At 63.2% G+C, this 19,464-nt stretch carries 19 protein-coding genes; 18 read left to right on the plus strand and 1 reads right to left on the minus strand.

Going from position 1 to position 19,464, the window contains the following annotated elements; translation table 11 throughout:
• Positions 1-345 precede the first annotated feature (345 nt).
• From BN1233_RS23005 to BN1233_RS23100, 18 genes are all read left to right on the plus strand, one after another.
• A complete protein-coding gene (locus BN1233_RS23005) occupies positions 346-1,158 on the plus strand; it encodes a DUF2092 domain-containing protein (protein WP_046865970.1) in 813 nt (270 codons plus the stop codon).
• Between the two features lie 74 nt (positions 1,159-1,232).
• Entirely contained in the window at positions 1,233-1,451 is a 219-nt protein-coding gene (locus BN1233_RS23010; RefSeq protein ID WP_244470759.1) for a hypothetical protein, read from the plus strand.
• Positions 1,452-1,490: 39 nt separating this feature from the next.
• Complete coding sequence (locus BN1233_RS23015) at positions 1,491-3,665, plus strand: mechanosensitive ion channel family protein (protein ID WP_082145630.1); 2,175 nt, start codon at positions 1,491-1,493, stop codon at positions 3,663-3,665.
• A 358-nt stretch (positions 3,666-4,023) separates the two neighbouring features.
• Entirely contained in the window at positions 4,024-4,392 is a 369-nt protein-coding gene (locus tag BN1233_RS44245; protein ID WP_425311741.1) for a hypothetical protein, read from the plus strand.
• An 878-nt stretch (positions 4,393-5,270) separates the two neighbouring features.
• Complete coding sequence (locus BN1233_RS23030) at positions 5,271-6,248, plus strand: phosphate acetyltransferase (RefSeq protein ID WP_046865973.1); 978 nt, start codon at positions 5,271-5,273, stop codon at positions 6,246-6,248.
• Between the two features lie 3 nt (positions 6,249-6,251).
• The gene (locus tag BN1233_RS23035) at positions 6,252-7,457 is read left to right on the plus strand and encodes an acetate/propionate family kinase (RefSeq protein ID WP_046865974.1); all 1,206 of its coding nucleotides are present in this window, start codon (positions 6,252-6,254) and stop codon (positions 7,455-7,457) included.
• 19 nt (positions 7,458-7,476) lie between these two features.
• A complete protein-coding gene (locus tag BN1233_RS23040) occupies positions 7,477-7,989 on the plus strand; it encodes a hypothetical protein (RefSeq protein WP_046866156.1) in 513 nt (170 codons plus the stop codon).
• A 36-nt stretch (positions 7,990-8,025) separates the two neighbouring features.
• A complete protein-coding gene (locus BN1233_RS23045; RefSeq protein ID WP_048708361.1) occupies positions 8,026-10,398 on the plus strand; it encodes a DUF3141 domain-containing protein in 2,373 nt (790 codons plus the stop codon).
• Entirely contained in the window at positions 10,395-11,201 is an 807-nt protein-coding gene (fabI, locus tag BN1233_RS23050; protein WP_187144353.1) for an enoyl-ACP reductase FabI, read from the plus strand. The genes BN1233_RS23045 and fabI overlap by 4 nt, the downstream gene beginning before the upstream one ends.
• A 371-nt stretch (positions 11,202-11,572) precedes the next feature.
• Positions 11,573-12,754 carry an AI-2E family transporter gene (locus BN1233_RS23060; RefSeq protein WP_082145604.1) on the plus strand — a complete coding sequence of 394 codons (1,182 nt, stop codon included), beginning with the start codon at positions 11,573-11,575 and terminating at the stop codon, positions 12,752-12,754.
• Between the two features lie 47 nt (positions 12,755-12,801).
• Positions 12,802-13,584 (plus strand): 3-hydroxybutyrate dehydrogenase, encoded by a 783-nt coding sequence (locus BN1233_RS23065; protein WP_046866160.1) that lies wholly within the window; start codon positions 12,802-12,804, stop codon positions 13,582-13,584.
• Positions 13,585-13,595: 11 nt separating this feature from the next.
• On the plus strand, positions 13,596-14,243 hold the full coding sequence (locus BN1233_RS23070) for a CoA transferase subunit A (protein ID WP_046865976.1): 648 nt from the start codon (positions 13,596-13,598) through the stop codon (positions 14,241-14,243).
• A gap of 5 nt (positions 14,244-14,248) precedes the next feature.
• Positions 14,249-14,950, plus strand: a complete 702-nt coding sequence (locus BN1233_RS23075; RefSeq protein ID WP_046865977.1) for a 3-oxoacid CoA-transferase subunit B — start codon at positions 14,249-14,251, stop codon at positions 14,948-14,950.
• A complete protein-coding gene (locus tag BN1233_RS23080) occupies positions 14,947-15,462 on the plus strand; it encodes a hypothetical protein (protein WP_046865978.1) in 516 nt (171 codons plus the stop codon). Before BN1233_RS23075 ends, BN1233_RS23080 begins: the two co-directional genes overlap by 4 nt.
• Before the next feature lie 3 nt (positions 15,463-15,465).
• A complete protein-coding gene (locus BN1233_RS23085; RefSeq protein ID WP_046865979.1) occupies positions 15,466-16,698 on the plus strand; it encodes an HlyD family secretion protein in 1,233 nt (410 codons plus the stop codon).
• A gap of 24 nt (positions 16,699-16,722) precedes the next feature.
• A complete protein-coding gene (gene atpC, locus BN1233_RS23090; protein WP_046865980.1) occupies positions 16,723-17,124 on the plus strand; it encodes an ATP synthase F1 subunit epsilon in 402 nt (133 codons plus the stop codon).
• A gap of 27 nt (positions 17,125-17,151) precedes the next feature.
• Complete coding sequence (locus BN1233_RS23095; protein WP_046865981.1) at positions 17,152-17,493, plus strand: phasin family protein; 342 nt, start codon at positions 17,152-17,154, stop codon at positions 17,491-17,493.
• Between the two features lie 500 nt (positions 17,494-17,993).
• Positions 17,994-18,515, plus strand: a complete 522-nt coding sequence (locus tag BN1233_RS23100) for a GNAT family N-acetyltransferase (protein WP_046865982.1) — start codon at positions 17,994-17,996, stop codon at positions 18,513-18,515.
• Positions 18,516-18,526: 11 nt separating this feature from the next.
• Here the strand turns inward: BN1233_RS23100 and BN1233_RS23105 are convergent, their stop codons facing one another.
• A complete protein-coding gene (locus tag BN1233_RS23105; RefSeq protein WP_052763890.1) occupies positions 18,527-19,105 on the minus strand; it encodes a transposase in 579 nt (192 codons plus the stop codon).
• Positions 19,106-19,464 lie beyond the last annotated feature (359 nt).

A 19,464-nucleotide genomic window follows, 5' to 3' on the forward strand; every position in this document is an offset into this window, starting at 1 on the left:
CATGGGACGAATATTTGACCGGTTGAGACTCGACGGTAGAAAGATCGCTCTCTGCTTTCTTTTCCGCGCATGCTCGCTTCGGTTCAACCAGCGCGGCTCTTCTGGAGAGCCACGGCGGAGTCGCATGTGACACCGCAACGCTCTGCTCGTTGGATCAGGTTCGTCCGACCGATCCGAGCCATTTCAGGCTGCCCGACAGCCATGCGCTGCCACAAGGTTCATTGCAATGAGCGTGGCCCAAACTGTCAAGATATTGTCCACTCCGATCAAGCGCAGCGACCGGGCCCACGTACAGTATGCCATTCCGCCATCGATGGCGCGGCACGATGCAAGGAGGAACGGAGAATGAATCGAACGATCCGCTCACGTCCGCGCGTCAGGTTCACGGTAGCTGCGCAATGCCTTCTTGCCGTCGTGGCTCTCAGCGGCGCTGCCGCGCCTTCGGCTCGAGCGAGCGACGACTCGGCGCAAGGTCTTCTGAAGGCCATGTCCGATTATGTGAAGGGCCAAGGTAATCTGTCGTTGAAATACGACGCCGATATCGAGGTAATCACCCCGAGCATCGAGAAGATCCAGTTCAGTGCTTCGGGAGACGTGACACTTAGCCGTCCGGACAAGTTCCGCATCACCCGGATTGGCGGCTATGCGGATGTCGAGCTCGTGTCTGATGGATCGACCCTGACCGTCCACGACAAGGATGGCAACAGGTTCGCCCAGGTTCCGATTTCCGGCTCCTTCGACAAGATCGTGGACAGGCTCCGGACCGAGTTCCTGATCGATCTTCCGGGTGCGGATCTCCTGCTGTCCAACCCTTATGAGGAACTCGCCGCAGGTGTCCTCGAGGCCAAGCACATCGGTCGTGGCGTTGTCGACGGCGTGGAATGCGAGCATCTCGCCTTCCGCAACGAAGACACCGATTGGCAGATCTGGATCGAGGCGGGCGAGCACCCGGTGCCGCACAAATACGTCATCACAAGCAAGACGGTCGCCGCAGCGCCCCAATACACCTTGCGGCTCAAGGACTGGAAGACCGGGGCCACTCCCGCGCCGGACGCGTTCGCGTTCAAACCGCCGGCCGGCGCGAGCGGAGTTGCCATAACCGCACTCAAGGACATCGACGAAATCCCGCCCGGCGTGGTTTCCGGAGGTACGAAATGAGCATTCTGAGCCGAATCTCCGTCGCCGTGCTCGCGCTTTTGGCTGGCGGTGCTGCCTTCTTCTGGAGCGGCGCCATGCCTGATTCATCCGGATGGCCGACCAGCCGCGCGGAGGCAAGGGTCGGACGTCCTGCAACACCCATGAGCTATGCCGGCGTGGCGCGGCGGACCACCCGCAGGGCTGCCGCCTATGGTGCCGCCGGAGCCGCGGCGGCCGGCGCCTATTACTATGCGGCGCCTGGTTGCACCCAGGCCGTGGATGCCTACGGCCAGATCGTCTATCGTTGCCCCTAGTCGAACGCGCTCGGCAATCTGGCGTGATCCCGAATGGGCATGGTCCATCACTCGAAGAATGTCGCAGGCACCCTGGCAATCGCACTGTGGCTCTCGATATTTCTGGCCTCGTTGCTGGCGGGCATTCCATCAGCCCACAGCCAGACCGAGCCGGCTGCGAGCCCACCCCCGCAGGTCCAGGAGTTTCTGAAGCTCCTGGATGATCCCTCGGTTCGTGGGTGGGTAGAGCAGCAAAGACGGCCGGCGCCTCTCTCGGCCGGGACCGAGCCGCAAGAAACGGCTTCCGACAGGCTGGCGATGCGGATTGCGCAGATGCGGGACCATCTCGCATCGCTTGCTGCGGCGGTGCCCCGCATGCCGCAGGAGATCGGACGGGCAGCCGATCTGCTGTCGCAGGAGCTTCAGCATCGGCGCTTCGTCGGTATCGTCCTCCTCGTCCTCGGCTTTCTCGCACTCGGCGCAGGGACGGAATGGCTCTGCGCCAGAGCCACGGCGCCACACCTCCAGCGGATTTTGACCCTGCCGACGGACACAGTCGCCGAACGCGTTCGCGCCATCCTGTTACGCTTCGCGATCGGGTTCGCCCATCTGGCGATCTTCGCCCTCGGAAGCATCGGAGCGTTTCTCGTCTTCGACTGGCCGCCGCATCTGAAACAGGTCGTCCTCGCTTATCTGGTTGCGGCGCTCATGCTGCGACTCGCTCTGGTGGCCGGCCGATTCCTGCTCGCGCCCAAGCCAGTCGGGCATCAGGATCCCGAGCGGTTCCGTATCGTTCCAATGCCCACCGGGACGGCCCAATTCTGGTACCGCCGCCTGGCGCTATTCGTAGGATGGTTCGCATTCGGATGGGCCACGGTCAGCGTGATGCGCAACCTCGAGTTCTCGACCGCGGCGCGCGAGCTGGTTGCATACACGCTGGGAATAGGCCTGCTGGTGATCGCCATCGAGACCATCTGGCGATGGCCGGGCGTTCCGTCGGGCGTGCAGGAACAGCCGGATGGCCGGGATCGGCATCATGCGCTCAGGGCTTGGCTTCTGACGGTTTATTTCGCGCTGGTCTGGGTCCTGTGGGTCGCAGGCTTCGTGGGCCTGTTCTGGCTTGCGGTCTTCGCGATCGTGCTGCCGCGGGCGGTTGCGATCACCGAGTCGTCCAGCCGCCACCTGCTCCGTCCTGCACACGCGGCGGAAGCCGCATCCGATCATGACCTTTGGGCCGTCTACCTGGACCGAGGTCTGCGTGCCCTCCTGATCGTCGGCGCTGCTCTCGTTCTTGCTTATGCCTGGAAAATCGACCTGGTCGAGATGACCAGTCGCGACACGCTGTTGACGCGGCTGGTTCGGGGGGTACTGAGCAGCGTCGTCATCCTGCTCATCGCAGACCTGATCTGGCAGATCGTGAAGTCACAGATCGACCGACGGCTCTTGCAAACGCAGATCTCGGCTCCTCCAGGCAGCGACGAAGCCTTGAGGCAGGCGCGGCTGCGAACGCTCTTGCCGATCCTTCGCAATGCCGCCCTTGTCGTCTTGGCCACAGTGGCCGTGTTGATGGCGCTCTCCGCGCTCGGCGTGGAGATTGGCCCCCTGATCGCCGGCGCGGGCGTCGTGGGCGTCGCCGTCGGGTTCGGCTCGCAGACGCTGGTGAAAGACATCATCAGCGGCATCTTCTACTTGCTCGACGATGCCTTCCGGGTGGGCGAATACATCCAGAGCGGCAGCTACAAGGGAACAGTGGAGTCACTCGGCTTTCGCTCGCTGAAGCTGCGGCATCACCGGGGCTATCTCTTTACGGTTCCATACGGACAATTGGGCGCGGTGGAGAACATGAGCCGCGACTGGGTGATCGACAAGATGACCCTCAGCGTCACCTACGATACCGATCTCGACAAGGCGAAAAAGATCATCAAGCAGGTCGGCAAGGAGCTAGCGCAGGATCCCGAATTTGCGCCCAACATCATCGAGCCGCTGAAAATGCAAGGGGTAGAGCAATTTGGCGAGTTCGCGATTCAACTGCGCCTGAAGATGATGACGAGGCCGGGCGAGCAGTTCATGATCCGGCGCCGGGCCTTCGCACTCATCAAGAAAGCCTTCGACGAAAACGGAATCCGGTTCGCGTTCCCGACCGTGCAGGTGGCGGGACGCGAGGACGCCGAGCCCGCAGCAGCACGGCAGGTTCTCACCCTCGTCAAGAACCAGCCGTCCGGGGAAGGTAGTTAGCTATTCAGGAGTTCATCCGTTCGTAGCCCGGTATGTCGAGGTAATAAGGGTTCGGAAAACAAGGGTCGTGGACCGGATACAGGTAGATGATTAGTTGTCATTGAATGTTGTTGGCGCCGTCATCGCTCGTGTTCCGGTCATTTGAGCAGCCTCGAGGGAGGATCACATGGCTTGGTATGACTGCTGCCAGTTCGGATCGGCCGTGGCCGGATTGACGCTGGTTCTCGCCACCGGCCCGGGCGCTTGGTCGCCGCTGGAGGCGAGTCCGCTGTTGCATCCCCCGCCGCTCATCGATGCTGCCCCGCCACTTATCGAAACGGTGGCACGCGGTGGCGTCGCCCGCGGCCCACGGGGCGGAATGGCTGCCCGGGGCCCGCGTGGAGGCGCGGTTGCGCGTGGCCCGCGCGGCGGAGCCGCAGTCCGCGGCCCCTATGGTGGCGCGGCCGCCCGCGGCCCCTATGGCGGCACTGCTGTCCGTGGCGCGCGCGGTGTCGCCGTCGGACGGCCACCGGTCGCGGCGCGGCCCGGATATGGATATGGCGGATGGGCCCGGCCTGCGGCCTATTGGTGGCGGCCAGGCGGCGCCATCGCCGCCGGCGCCGCACTCGGCTTCGTCACTGCGGCAGCCGCCACCACCTATGCCGGGCGCGCGCCGGCTCCCGGCTCCTGCTGGTACTACACCAATCCGCAGCGGACCCAAGGCTTCTGGGACGTGTGCCCTCGTTGAAAGCAAGCCCATACGAATCGGCAGACTTCTTCATGCAAATCGATTGATCCAGAGGTACCATGATCACGCTCGGCCGAACTCTCATTGGAATTCTCACCGCGGCATCGATATCATCAGTCCCGGCATTCGCGCAGGATGGACAGACAGCGCAGGAAGACTCGCTTTCGAGCGTTGTCCCAGCAGCATCCGTCGATCGATCACGGAATCCTCAAAAGCCGGCTCGATCGGTACGGCGACCGAAGAATCAGAACGGCGCCGGACAGTTCGTCTACCTCATCAAGGATATCGTCCGCGCGAAGAGTGCGGAGCTTTGCGCAGGCTATGGCGGCCCTTCGGACTGCATTGAGGAAATCGAGATCTGCCTGACAATGCTCGACGAGGAAGAGGACGTCGTCAAGCTTTGCCTGAATTCCGAGCCCGCCGGGCAGGACGGCAACGATGTTCGGAAGACAGCACGCAGGAAGTGATCCTCTGACTGAGGCGCTGCCCCCTCACTTGGCGGCATGTCAAGCGAGGATGAACCGCAGTCTGCATGTTTGATCGAATTCGATCGACCGGCCGCTGAAGATTCGGTTTCAGTCATCACGATTAGACGATCGAAGCGGAATCGACAGTTCTGTTCGCAACACTGTGCACGACTACAATCATCATTGATGAGTTTCGTGCGACATTCGGACCGGCTCGTTCAATGAAAACCGGCCTGTCCCAAACTGTCAAAAGAATGACGCATCCGATCAAGCAGCGGATTCGAAACTAGCATACTTATCCGCACGAATTGACCGGAGTGCGTGCAAGTTCTCTTGTCTGCCTCCTTCTCGATCCCGGCCCTTCCGGGAGGTGAAGGCAACGGCCACCGATAGCAGAGCCCGGAGGTGAACATGACGGCGGCGATTCAAGTCCAGAATCCGTCCGCTCCGATGCGGCGGCACGATAAATACGACCGGCTCGTGGCAGCCGCCCAGTCCCTGCCCAGGTTGAAGGTCGCGGTCGCCCATCCCTGCGATGCTGCATCCCTGGGTGCGGTCTTCGAAGCCATCGAACTCAATCTGATCGAGCCGATCCTGGTCGGACCGCAGGCAAAGATCGCAGCCGTTGCCGAGGCTCTCGGCAAGGACCTGTCCAATTGCCGGGTCGTCGATGCACCGCACAGCCACGCGGCGGCCGAGAAGGCTGTCGATCTCGTGAGGGCCGGCGAGGCCGAAGCGCTGATGAAGGGAAGCCTGCATACCGACGAGCTCATGGCCTCAGTGGTCCGCCGCGAAGGAGGCCTGCGGACGGCTCGCCGGATCAGCCATTGCTTCGTCATGGACGTGCCGAGTCACGAGACTGCCCTCATCATCACCGATGCGGCGGTCAATATCGCTCCGACTCTGGAGGACAAGGTCGACATCGTCCAGAACGCCATCGACCTCGCGCACGCCTTGCGGATCGACACGGTGCGGGTCGCGATCCTGTCGGCGATGGAGACGGTGAATCCGAAAGTGCCCTCGACCATCGAAGCCGCAGCGCTCTGCAAGATGGCTGATCGAGGACAGATCACAGGCGGAATCCTGGACGGGCCACTGGCGCTCGATAACGCGATCGATCTCGGAGCTGCGAAGATCAAGAACATCCAGTCCCCGGTTGCCGGCCAGGCGAATGTTCTCGTTGTCCCGGATCTCGAGGCCGGCAACATGCTCGCCAAGAGCCTGAGCTTTCTCGCTGACGCCGATGCGGCCGGCATCGTGCTCGGCGCCCGGGTGCCGGTCATCCTGACGAGCCGCGCCGACTCGACGATCACGCGCCTGGCCTCCTGTGCCGTCGCCTCGCTCGTCGCCGATGCAAAGCGTACGCGGCTCACGGCGACGGAGGTCTGACCGATGACGCCCGTCTACATCGCGCTCAATGCGGGATCGTCGAGCCTCAAGTTCCAGATCTTCGAGGAATCCGGTGACACGGAGCCGCGGCTCATCTTCAAGGGCCTCTTCGAAGGTTTGGGAAACTCCCCGCACTTCGTCGCCAGAGATAGTGGCGGAACGATCCTGGACGAAATGTCGTGGGGTCCGGAACAGTTCGGCCATGAAGAAGCGCTGGTGCATCTCGTCTCATGGCTGCGCAAACATCAGGATGGTCGTCAGTTAAAGGCCATCGGACACCGCGTGGTTCATGGTGGTGCCGCCCATTCCGGACCGGTGCTGGCGGACGAAGCCGTTCTCGCGGAGCTCGAAACCTTTGTACCGCTGGCGCCGTTGCACCAGCCCTACAACCTGGAGCCGATCCGGATTTCCCTCCGCCGGCTGCCGGGGATTCCGCAAGTCGCCTGCTTCGATACCGCGTTCCATCGAAGTCAGCCCGAGATCGCGCAGATGTTTGCGCTTCCACGCGAGATGCGGGAGCGCGGAGTGCAGCGCTACGGCTTTCACGGCCTGTCCTACGAATACATCGCATCGGTCCTTGGAGACTACGATCCCCGCCTCGCGTCCGGCCGCGTCATCGTCGCCCATCTCGGAAACGGTGCAAGCCTGTGCGCCCTCAGGAGCGGCGCCAGCATCGCGACGACCATGGGATTCTCTGCCCTCGACGGGCTCCCGATGGGCACGCGCTGTGGTGCCCTCGACCCGGCTGTCGTCTTCTACATGCTGCGGGAGATGAAGCTCAGCCCAGAGGAAGCGGAACGCATCCTCTACACCAAGTCCGGCCTCCTCGGTGTCTCGGGTCTATCGAACGACATGCGGACCCTGCGCTCAAAGGCAGTGGTCGATGCGGATGCGAGGCGTGCGATCGAGCTGTTCGTCTACCGCATCACGCGCGAGATCGGATCCCTGATCGCGGCGCTCGGCGGAATCGACGGTCTCGTCTTCACGGCCGGCATCGGCGAGAACGACGCAGCCACTCGCGTGGAGGTGATGGCCCGCCTCCCATGGACCGGCCTTGCGCTCGACGAGCGCGCAAACCTCTCCGGCGGCCCTCGGATCTCAACCGGATCCGGACCCACGGCCTGGATCATCCCGACCAACGAGGAACTGATGATTGTGCGGCAGATGCGGAGCGTGCTCAGTGCAGCACAGACGCGGCTCGCATCGTGAGAACATGGAGGACGATGTGATGGAGACGACGAAAACGAAATCGGGCGCTTCCGCGACTGAGCAGGAACTCGGCGATGAGACGTTCATGTCGGCAGCCGACCTGCGATCTTACATGACCGAGATGCAGATGGCGCGGGCCGCGAAAGAAGTCGAGGGGTTGGACCGGGCCGAAAAGGCTCGCCAGGATTTGGCGAAGCGTTTGGCCGAGCCGATCGACCTCACGCCCGAGCGGCTGCGAGAGATCGTGCAATCACTACGGGCGAAGCTGCGTTCGGCGGCGGAACGCGGCCAGACGGAACTGATGGTCATGCGCTTTCCGACCTCGATCTGCACGGACAAAGGCCGTGCGATCAACAACTCGGATCCGGACTGGCCCGAGACCCTGACCGGCCGACCGCGCCAAGCCTATGAATTATGGCGCGACCAGCTCAGATCCGCCGGATTCCGGCTGAGCGCGATGATCGTCGAGTGGCCCGGCGGGCTGCCCGGCGATGTCGGCTTCTTTCTCAAGTGGGGCGAGACCAAGCGCTAGCTTCCAATTCGCAACCTGCCCTCGTGGACGACGGCCATGCAGCAGAACAAACCTACAGCTGACGAAAGCCAGAACGGCGCATATGCGGCCCTGAACGACTTCACGCGTGTGCAGACGAAAGTCGCGCAGGTCTATCAGGACCGGTGCTCGAAGGCATTCCAACGCTACATGGATGCGGTGAAAGCCGCGAGCTCCGCATGGCTCGAGACGCCGGCTCGTCCGGCGACGCCTTTCGATTTCTGGCGCGACATGAGCTCCTACTGGCTCGATTTCACGCAGCGCTCCGTCCTGTTCTGGGACACGCTGCGCCAGCGTGGAAACAACTGGCTCGAGCACGAGAAGGCCGGCAAGCCGCCGCTGCTGGATTTCGAATGGGAGATGATTGCGGATGCCCGCAAGTTCGAGCGTCCGGCGAACTACGCGCTCGTGCGGATCATCCCGCCCTCCGGCACCGAGATCGACCCGAGCCGCCGCCCCTTCGTGATCATCGATCCGCGGGCCGGCCACGGACCCGGCATCGGCGGCTTCAAGCAAGACTCGCAGGTCGGGGTTGCCCTCAAGGCCGGGCATCCGGTCTATTTTGTGATCTTCTTTCCCGAGCCCGTTCCCGGGCAGACACTGGCGGATGTCTCACGCGCCGAGGCCGAGTTCCTCCGCATCGTTGGCGAACGCCATCGGGACACCCGCAAGCCCGTCGTGATCGGGAATTGCCAGGGTGGATGGGCAGCCATGCTCGTCGGCGCCATCGATCCCGAACTTCCGGGGCCGATCGTGATCAACGGGGCGCCGATGTCCTACTGGGCCGGCAACGACGGCGAGAACCCGATGCGCTATGCCGGCGGCATGCTCGGGGGCGTCTGGCCCGCGCTTCTGGCAAGCGACCTCGGCGCCGGCACGTTCGACGGTGCGTATCTCGTCGAGAATTTCGAATACCTGAACCCGGCCAACACGTATTTCGACAAGTACTACAACCTCTTCTCGAAGATCGACACCGAGCCCGAGCGATACCTGGAGTTCGAACGCTGGTGGGGCGGCTTCTTCCTGATGGGCCGACAGGAAATCAAGTGGATCGTCGAGAACCTCTTCGTCGGCAACAATCTGGCGGCAGGCGAGGCCGAATGGTCCGAAGGACGCGCCTTTGACCTGCGGGAAATCCGCTCACCGATCATCCTGTTCGCATCGCTCGGCGATAATATCACGCCCCCCCAGCAGGCCTTCAACTGGGTGGCCGACCTTTACCCGACCACGGAAGCCCTCAAGGCGAATGGACAGGTCATCGTTGGCCTGATGCACAAGAGTGTCGGTCACCTCGGCATCTTTGTTTCCGGCCAAGTTGCGAAACGCGAGCACGCCCAGATCGTCGACTTGATCGAATACATCGAACATCTGCCTCCCGGCCTGTATGGAATGCAGGTCGAGGAGCAACGCGCCAATGGAAGCGTCCGTTACGATGTGATGCTGACCGAGCGCCGGGTCGAGGACCTGCACATCCTGCAGAAATACGGCCGGAAGGATGAGGTGCCGTTCCAGGCCGTCGAGGCCGTCTCCGATTCCCTCGTGTCGATTTACGAGACCTTCGTCCACCCGTTCCTAGCGCCGGCAGTCCCCCCGGCCGCTGCGAAGGTCGCAAGAACCTTCAATCCCCAGCGGGCACAACGCTGGGCCGTGTCGGATCTCAATCCCTTCCTGTGGCCGCTCAAGAGCATGGCCGAGTTCACGAAGGCGAACCGCACAGTGCGTGACAACGACGGTCCGTGCGCCACGGGAGAGCGCTGGGCAGCCGCCGTCACCTCGGCCACATGGGATCTCTATCGCGACCTGCGTGACGCCTCGGTGGAAACGGCATTCTTCCGGACTTACAGCATCCCCGGCCTTGCCACGACCCGCGAAGAGAAGGATGCCGAGGATATCGTCGATACGAGAGGCGCCACTCTCGTCAAGGAAGCGCTCTCGCATATCGAGAAGGGCAACCGGACGCAGGCGATCGTCCGGACGGCACTGCTGCTGGCGAAGGCCGGCACCGGGCGGCGCCGGCTCTCGGCCATGAAGCGAGTGCGCGAGCTCGTCGGCAGAGATGTCGGCCTTCTCGACATGCCGGAAGATCTGGCGCGCGAGATCATCCGCGAGCAATCCTACATCGTCGAGCTCGAACCCGAGAAGGCGCTCGCGGCGCTTCCGAAGCTCCTGAAAACCCGTGAGGACAGGCGCTTGACGCTCGACCTGCTCGATCGCCTCGAGGGCGAGATCGAGATCAATCCGCAGCAGATCTCGCTTTTGGGTAAGATCCGGCATCTCCTCGCTCCGGATGGAGAGACCTCCGCGAGCCCCGTGGAGCACCCTGCGATGATCGTCAAGCAGGAAGTCGCCCGCCGCACCCGCAACATTCGAAGCACGAGGCCACACTCTTGAATGACCGGCCCGACGAAACGATCAAAGTCGCGATCGAGTCGAAGGTTCTCCGCGGCAAGCGCGCGTTCGTGCTCGGAATCGCAAACGAGCATTCCATTGCCTATGGCTGCGCCAAGGTGTTTCGCCAGCTCGGCGCAGAGCTCGCAGTGACCTACCTGAACGAAAAGCCCCGGCCTTACGTGGAGCCTCTCGCCCGAGAGCTCGGGGCAACCATCTTCGCCCCCTGTGACGTGGGAAAAAGCGGCGAACTCGAAGCTGTCTTCCAACAGGTTCGAGAGACCTGGGGAAGCCTCGACATCGCGCTCCATTCCATCGCTTTTGCTCCCAAAGAGGATCTGCAGGGGCGGCTCGTCGACAGCTTCGGCGAGGGATTCAAGCTGGCGATGGACATCTCCTGCCATTCCTTCGTCCGCATGGCGCGGCTCGCCGAACCCCTGATGCCGCATGGCGGGACACTCCTGGCAATGAGTTATCATGGCGCCAGCAAGGTGGTTCCGAACTACAACCTGATGGGACCCGTGAAGGCAGCGCTGGAGAGCGTCGTCCGGTACCTCGCCTATGAGCTGGGCGAAAAGCACATCAGAGTGCATGCCGTGTCGCCGGGTCCCCTGAAGACCCGTGCCGCTTCCGGCCTGAAGGACTTCGACGTCCTTCTGACCGAAGCCCTCGAGCGGGCGCCCATAGGCGAACTTGTCGATATCGACGACGTCGGCCTTACGGCCGCCTATCTCACGACACCATTCGCGCGCCGGCTCACCGGGACAGTGACCTATGTCGATGGCGGCCTCAGCATCATGGCTTGACGATTCCCATGCTGCCCCTCGATGCATGCGCAGCGTGAGTGGGAGATCTCGATGCCCTTAACCTGCTTGAAACAGCGCGCTTGTTTCGGAGCGCTCACCCTTCTGCTGTCGAGCGCAGCGTGGGCCCAGGCGCCCGATCAGCAGACCACGATGCCCGACCGGTCGAAGCTCCGTCAGCCGACGCCGTCGTCGGTTCAGCAAGTGGAGTCTCCTGCCGACGCCGAGAGCAAGAGACAATCGGAAACCGAGCGAAAGATGCGGGAGGCGGATCGCAAGTTGAACCGTGCCATGCGCAGCATCTGCAACGGGTGCTGACGGCGGCCCAGGCTGCAGCGGCCACAAGGCCACTGCAGCGACGCCCGGAGGGAACCGTGCGCTCAGTGGATTCATCCGACTTGGACGACGTCCGGGAACCGCCCACCTCTCAGGAAACATCCTATGTCGAGAAGGCGCTCGGCCTCACGCTGCTTCTCATCCTGGCGGTCGGTTGCATCCTCGTCCTCAAGCCGTTTCTGAACGCCATCCTGCTCGCCGTCACTCTTTGCGTGTCTACCTGGCCGCTCTACCGACGAACCGAGCAGTTGCTGGGCAGGCGCCGAACCCCGGCCGCCCTGCTCATGACCGTGATCATCGCCGGAATCCTGCTGATCCCACTCATCGCTCTCGGGGAGAACCTGGCGGATGATGTCGCGCGGCTCAACGCAGCTTTCTACTCTGCCGTTGAACGCGGCCTACCTCCGCCCGACTGGCTTCAGCGCCTGCCGCTGGTCGGAGCTGAGGCCGAACATGTCTGGGTCCAGGTATCACAGCAGGGGGCTGAACTCGGACCAACACTTGCGCCCTATGCGCAGCCGCTGCGTGAATGGGCACTACAGCAGGGTGCGTCGCTGATCTCGGGAACGCTTCAGGTCGCCTTCGGCATCATCTTGGCCTTCTTCCTATATCGGGACGGGGCCTTGGTGGAGCGCCGCCTCGAGTCGGCGATGTCGAGGCTGGCCGGCTGGCGAGCGCGGCGGGTACTGCAGGCCGCACGAGCGACCATCACGAGCGTGGTCAATGGGGTCCTCGGCACAGCCCTCGTCCAAGGCGTCCTGCTGGGCTTCAGCTTCTGGTTGGCCGGCATTCCCGGCGCCGTCGTGCTCGCGGCCCTGGGCGTGATCCTGACGCTCGTGCCCTTCGGCCTCGCAATTCTCTGGCTGCCTGCCTCCCTCTGGCTGATGTCGCAAGGGCGCACGGAATGGGCCGTGTTCGTAATGGCATGGAACGGCCTGTTCGTCGGCAGTCTCGATAACGTGCTGCGTCCATATCTGATCAGCCGCGGCATCAAGATGCCGATGGTGCTGATCTTCCTGGGCGTGCTCGGAGGCGTCCTGACCTTCGGGATCGTCGGCGTGTTCCTCGGCCCGGTCCTGCTCGCCGTGGCCTACACCCTCTTCCAGGATTGGGGGCGCCCCGATGAAACCGGGCCCACGCACGCCGGAGGGTCTGATCGGCCGCGACATGGAAGCAGGCGGCATGCCCTCTTCCGTCATCCCGAGGGAGATCGTCCGTGAACATTTCCGTTTGCAAGAACGCCCGGACTCTGCCGTTCGCCTCCGGAATGCTCAAGGGCAGGTCTGCCGTGGTGACCGGTTCGACCAGCGGGATCGGCCTCGGGATCGCCGAAGTGCTCGCCATGCACGGCGCCGACCTTATGTTGAACGGGCTAGGTGACTGCGCCGAAATCGAACGGGTGCGCCAGTCGCTGGCCGAGTCCTACGGCGTGCTTGTGTCCTACAGCGCCGCCGACATGCTGAAGCCAGCCGAGATCGACGGCATGATTGAGCAGGCGACACGGGATCTCGGCGGGGTTGATATCCTCGTCAATAACGCCGGTATCCAGCACACGGCGCCGGTTCGCGGATTTCCGGTCGAGCGCTGGGGCGCGATCATCGCCATCAATCTCTCAGCAGCGTTTTATGCGACACGCGCGGTCCTGCCGCACATGGAAAGTCGCGGCTGGGGAAGGATCATCAACATCGCCTCCGCCCATGGGCTCGTCGCCTCCGTGCACGAGTCGGCTTGCGTGGCGGCGAAGCATGGTCTCATCGGCCTGACGAAGGTCGTCGCGCTCGAGACTGCGACAACAGGCATAACCTGCAATGCGATCTGCCCAGGCTGGGTGCTGACACATCGGGTGCAAAAGCAGATCGACGACATCGCAGCACGGGAGGCGCTCAGCATCGCGGCCGCAGCACAGGAGCTGCTCGGCTACAAGCAGCCTTCGCTCGAGTTCGTGACGCCCGGGCAGATTGGCGCTCTGGCCGTATTCCTCTGCTCCGACGCGGCAGCACAGATCCGCGGCGCCGCACTTCCGGTCGATGGTGGCTGGACGGCGCAGTGAGGAGGTTTGCGATGAAGACGATTGCTCTCCAGGATGCAGTCGCGTTGATCCCGGCCGGTGCGAGCCTGATGATCGGCGGCTTCATGGGCGTCGGGACGCCGGAGCCACTGATCGACGAACTCGTCCGGCAGAACAAGGGCGATCTCACCGTCATCGCCAACGATACCGCTGCGCCCGGCACCGGCATCGGCAAGCTCGTGACTGCCAAACTCCTCCGCCGGGCGATCGTGAGCCATATCGGGCTCAACCCGGAAACCCAGCAGCAGATGATCGCCGGCGATCTGCAGGTGGATCTCGTTCCGCAAGGCACGCTCGTGGAGCGCATCCGCGCCGGCGGCTTCGGACTTGGGGGTATCCTCACCCCGACCGGGGTCGGCACCGTCGTCGAGGAGGGAAAACACAAGATCGCGGTGGATGGCCGCGACTACCTGCTCGAAACCGCGCTGCGCGCCGACTTCGCGCTCGTGCACGCCTTCATTGCCGATTATCTGGGCAATCTCAGTTACGCGCTCACGGCGCGCAATTTCAACCCCCTGATGGCGATGGCTGCGGGCACCGTGGTCGTCCAGGCGGAGAACATCGTTCCGATCGGCGTCATCGCGCCGGACCACGTCGTGACACCTGCGCCGGTCGTCGATTACCTCGTCGCGAAAGCATAAAGCCCATGGACGCGCAAACCCTCATCGCCAGGCGCATTGCACGCGAACTGCGCGACGGCATGCTGGTCAATCTCGGAATCGGCATCCCGACCCTCGTCGCGAACTTCGTCCCCGAAGGGATGCATGTCTTCTTCCAATCCGAAAACGGCCTGATCGGGACCGGCCCGGTGCCCGAGCCGGGCATGGCGCTCCCGTGGCTTACCGACGCCGGTGGGCGGCCGGTCACCGCCCTGCCGGGCGCATCCACCTTCGACAGTGCGATGTCGTTCGGCCTGATCCGAGGCGGCCACCTCGATCTCACGGTCCTCGGCGGGCTCCAGGTCGACCAGCACGGACGCCTTGCGAACTGGATGATTCCGGGCAAGATGGTGCCGGGCATGGGCGGCGCCATGGATCTCGTCGCCGGTGCGAGGCGGGTCATCGTCGCCATGCAGCACAGCGCCAAAGGTCGCTCGAAGATCGTCCGGGAATGCTCGCTGCCACTCACCTCTGATCGGCCGGTCGATCTCGTCGTCACGGAACTTGCGGTGATCGCCTTTCTGGACGGGCAAGCGACCTTGCTCGAGACGGCGGATGGGATCACGATTGAGCAAGTGCTTGCCGCAACCGAGGCTGAACTCGTGGTACCTCACGAACTGGTTGGAACGATTGGTGCGAGGACCAATCCTGAGAGCGTCTCAGTGTCTTCGACGGGAGAGTCTGTATGACTGCGTCACTTAATCCTGCGGCACCACACCATCTGCCGATGTTCATTACCGCGCCCGGCGAGACCGACATCCTCATGGTGGTCGTAGCCGTGTTTCTGGTTGCCGCCGTGCTGGCGGTCGGACTCCTGTTCCTCCGGTTGCATACGCTGCCCGAACGGATTGCGCACAAGTCCCACAAGCTGCAGTTCGAGATCGTTGCTGTGCTCGGCCTGCTGGCCCTCTTCACGCACATGCACATCTTCTGGGTGGCTGGCCTGCTGCTCGCCCTGATCGACCTCCCCGACTTCGGGAATCCACTCCGAAGGATGGCGGGTTCCCTCGAGAAGATGGCCGGCATTCCGCCGGGAGGAGGCGCGGCCGAAACGCCGGACGAGACCATCCCTGGTGTTACGCCTCGCGAGGGCGTGGTCGAAACCCAGGGCGAGACCATCGCCGGCACCGCACCTCGCGAAGAGGCGCGACCAACGGGCCGAACAAGACCAGAGCTCGTTCCGGCAAACACGAGGAGCTGATCCATGCTCGAGCTCCTGCTCTGCTCCCTTCTGACGATACTCCCGGATTATCTCTACCGTCGCTATGCCCAGGGAAAGCGGCTCGGTAAGGAGATCACGCTTTACTCGGTGTGGTTCGAGCTGCGGTGGGGCATCACTGCTTGCCTGATGCTCACAGTGGGGCTGATTACCGTGATCTTCTACAATCACCCCTCCACGAGCAATACGACGTCGTTCTTCCGGACCGTTCCGATCGTTCCCGAAACCAACGGACGCGTTGCGGAGATCTTTGTCGGTCTGAGCGACGAAGTTAAACAAGGAGCGCCGATCTTCAGACTCGACAGTTCGAGGCAGGAGGCGGCCGTGGAGACTGCCAGACGCAAGATAGCCGAGGTCGAGGCCGCGATGGTGGCGGCGCGAAGCGATGTCGCGGCGGCCGAAGGCAAGATCCAGGAGGCGAGGAGCGCCTATCAGCAGGCCGTGGACGAGTTGGAGACAAAGCGGGAGATCTATCGGCGCAATCCGGGCGCCGTCGCCACGCGGGACATCGAGAAGCTCCAGGTCGCGGTGGAAGGCCGCCAAGGCTCGATCGATGCCGCTACCGCCGCAAAAGAACAGGCGGAGGTACGAGTTTCCACCCTCCTCCCAGCCGAAAAGGCCAGTGCCGAAGCCGCGCTGGCCCAGGCCGAGGTGGATCTCGATAAGACCGTCACACGGGCCGGCGTGAGCGGGCGCGTGGAACAGTTCGCGCTGCGGGTCGGCGACATCGTCAATCCGCTGCTCCGCCCGGCCGGGGTGCTGATCCCGGAGGGCGCCGGGCGACAGACCTTGATCGCCGGCTTCGGGCAAATCGAGGCACAGGTCATGAAGGTCGGGATGGCGGCCGAGGTCACATGTGTCTCGAAGCCCTGGACGGTCATTCCGATGGTCGTGACCGGGGTGCAGGACTTCATCGCCGCCGGCCAGTTCCGCGGGGGCGAGCAACTCATCGACCCTCAGCAGGTGGCGCGGCCGGGAACCATCGTCGTTTTTCTCCAGCCTCTCTACGAAGGCGGGCTCGATGGCGTTACGCCCGGCAGCAGTTGCATCGCCAACGCCTATACCAGCAACCACGAGCTGCTCGCCTCAGGTAACGTAGGCACGGTGCGGGGTTTCGCTCTCCACGCGGTCGATGCGGTTGCACTCGTGCACGCCATGATCCTGCGGATACAGGCGCTCGTGATGCCCATCCAGACCCTCGTGTTCAGCGGACACTGATGCCAACGGAACGGCGGCGCTCCCATGGCCGACATCCACTTCGATCTGATCTCGCCGGAGCGGATCCTGTTCTCCGGTGACGTCAGGGCCGTGATGCTTCCCGGGACGGCCGGTGACATGACCGTGATGCAAGGGCACGAGCCCATGGTGGCGACGCTCAATCCCGGTATCGTCGTGGTGACCGACGTCCAAGGACACGGGCACCGTGCCTTCATCCGCGGCGGGTATGCCGAGATCACCGGCAGCAGTGTCACCGTACTCGCGGAGCGCACGCTTCCGCCCGAGGAACTCACGCGCGAGCGCCTCGATGAGGAGATCGTGCGGCTGGAGACCATGCGCGAAGCCATGCGAGACGATAAAGCCAGGCGAGAAGCCGACTTTGCACTGAGCCGCCTGCAGCAGGTGAAGGCAACGCTCTCGTTTTAGGGAGGAATGAGCTTTCGAGGAGGATGGATGATGACATCGCAGAAATCTGCACCGATGATGGACACCGTTCGCGGCTTGATGGATCAGACAACGCTTTCGGAGAACGGGCGGGCGCTGACGGACGGCATGCCGGCTTGGTTTTCCACGACGAGCGAATGTCAGCGCGAGATGGTCGATTTCATGTCGAACCGGCTCGCGAAGGACAGCAACGCCATGCGCGAGATGATCGGCTGCAGGAATCCCGCCGATGTCATGGAGATTCACATGCGTTGGGCCCAGGAAATGATCCGGGACTATGGCGCCGAGATGACCAAGCTCCTTGCGATTACCACACGACACGCAGACGAAGCTGCCCGGAAGAGGCGTTAGGAGCGAATTCTGGAACGTGGCGCTGCCACCCCTGCCCATTGCTCGCGAGCGCCGGCGCTGCCCCTCTCACCCGCTCCTTCGGGACGACCTCTCCCATAAGGGGCTACTGTGCGCACACATGTTGCGCTGCAATAGAGAGGTCATTTGCTGTGCCAACGAGCGCCTACTGCAATCCATAGAATTGCATGCCTCTTTTGGCGCGCTCCTGCCGAGCCTGGGGCTCGGCAGACCTGACCATACATTCACCGCAGCATGGCTAAGTCATTGATCTTTAAGGACGAAATAGGTTTGTGCGCACGCTAGCCCGCAAGGGGAGAGGTGAGGACGGCGCAGCGCGCGGATCAATTTTGGGTTCGTTCTGCCAAATTGGGCCGACCTCTCACACAAAGGAATGGTCGCCCCGAAGAGGCAGGTGAGGAGGGAAATACTGCGCTCTCCGAAATTGCGCAATCGGAAACGCAGGAAGACGAATCTCCCGCATGCCCAGTGGAGAGGCCAGAATGCCGGAAGCAAAAGATTACTCGGTAACCGAGACGCTGCGCAACGGCCGACAGGTCGAGATCCGCGCCCTCAGGCCCGAGGACCGAGCCGGCCTGATTGCAGCCGTCGGCCGGACGGGCGAGCAGTCTCTCTATCGCCGCTTTTTCGCTCCCAAACGTGGGTTCACGGAGCAGGAGATCGCTTTCTACACCAATGTCGATCAGGTGAACCACGTAGCCCTGGTCGCGCAGATCGAGGAAGGCGGACGACCGACGATCGTCGGAGGGGGACGCTACATCGTGCTGCGGCCGGGCCGTGCCGAGGTGGCGTTCGCCGTGGACGACGACCACCAAGGGCTCGGGATTGGCGCGGCGCTGATGCGTCATCTTGCATCCATCGCGCGCAGCGCCGGGCTCGAGGAACTCGTCGCCGAGGTCCTGCCGGAGAATGGCGCAATGCTGAAGGTCTTTGAGAAAAGCGAGTTCGAGATCAGGACGGCGCGCGAGCCGGGGGTCGTACATGTCACCATCCGGCTCTCGTGAAAGTTGCCTCTTCAGGCAACGGTCTCACAGCATGATGCTCTCCGGCTGACACCACAGCGGTTTATCCGGCTGCGGTTCGCCTTCAGGCGGCGGTCGACGCGATCCTCGGCCCTGTTCTCGGGCCGCACGTGCCCGCCCGCGTACTTGCCGTCGATCTCGACCTCGCCATCGAGGACTATGTCCTCCCGACGGGAGGCCACGACCTCCCTGAGCTTTATCAGGAGCACCCAGGCGGTCTTGGACTGGATGCCGAGCTCGCGCGAGAGCTGGAGGGCGGCCTTGCCCTTGACCGAGTTGGCTGTGAACCAGATCGCCAGAAGCATCTTCTTGAACAGCAGCTTGCGCCACGCGAAGGCCGTGCCCAACGTGAGGGTGAAGACGGCCTTGCACTCCTTGGCGGAGCACTTGAAGCGCTCCCGGGACATCTCATAGCACCGCAGGGTGCCGCACTGCGGGCAGTAGGGCTTGCCGTCCGTCTCAGGCCAGCGGGCCTGCCGGAACCACTTCTTGGCGGTCCTGTCCTGGATGCGGGAGAGCTCGGTGATGGTCAGGTCGCGCACCTCGGGCGAGTGGCGAAAGTGCTGTGCCATGGCTCAGCGCCTCCCTCGCGGTGACGAAGGGCAGGCGCGGTATTTCCCAGCCCCCAGCGATCGGGATGGCGGACTCCATGGAAATGATGGCGAGAGGCATGCTCGGACTGCGGCGGCCGGAATTGGCCGTGATCAGGACAGCGCGGACGGTCGGTGAATGAGGTCGTCGGAGCTCAGGTCAGGGCTGTCATATGAGCCTTTGCATGGCCGAAGCTCATGCCAGAAAGCTTGGCCAGAGCCGACCGGACACTGAGAGGTTGGGTTGTCCCGCCCGTTTGAGGGCAAACTCTCGTTCCCCGAGAAGGACTGGATTGCACTGAGAAGCGGAAGTTCGGCCAACTTCAGCTTCGTGCCACTAA

The organism is Microvirga massiliensis, from assembly GCF_001006805.1.
In the GTDB taxonomy this organism is placed as follows: Bacteria; Pseudomonadota; Alphaproteobacteria; order Rhizobiales; family Beijerinckiaceae; genus Microvirga; species Microvirga massiliensis.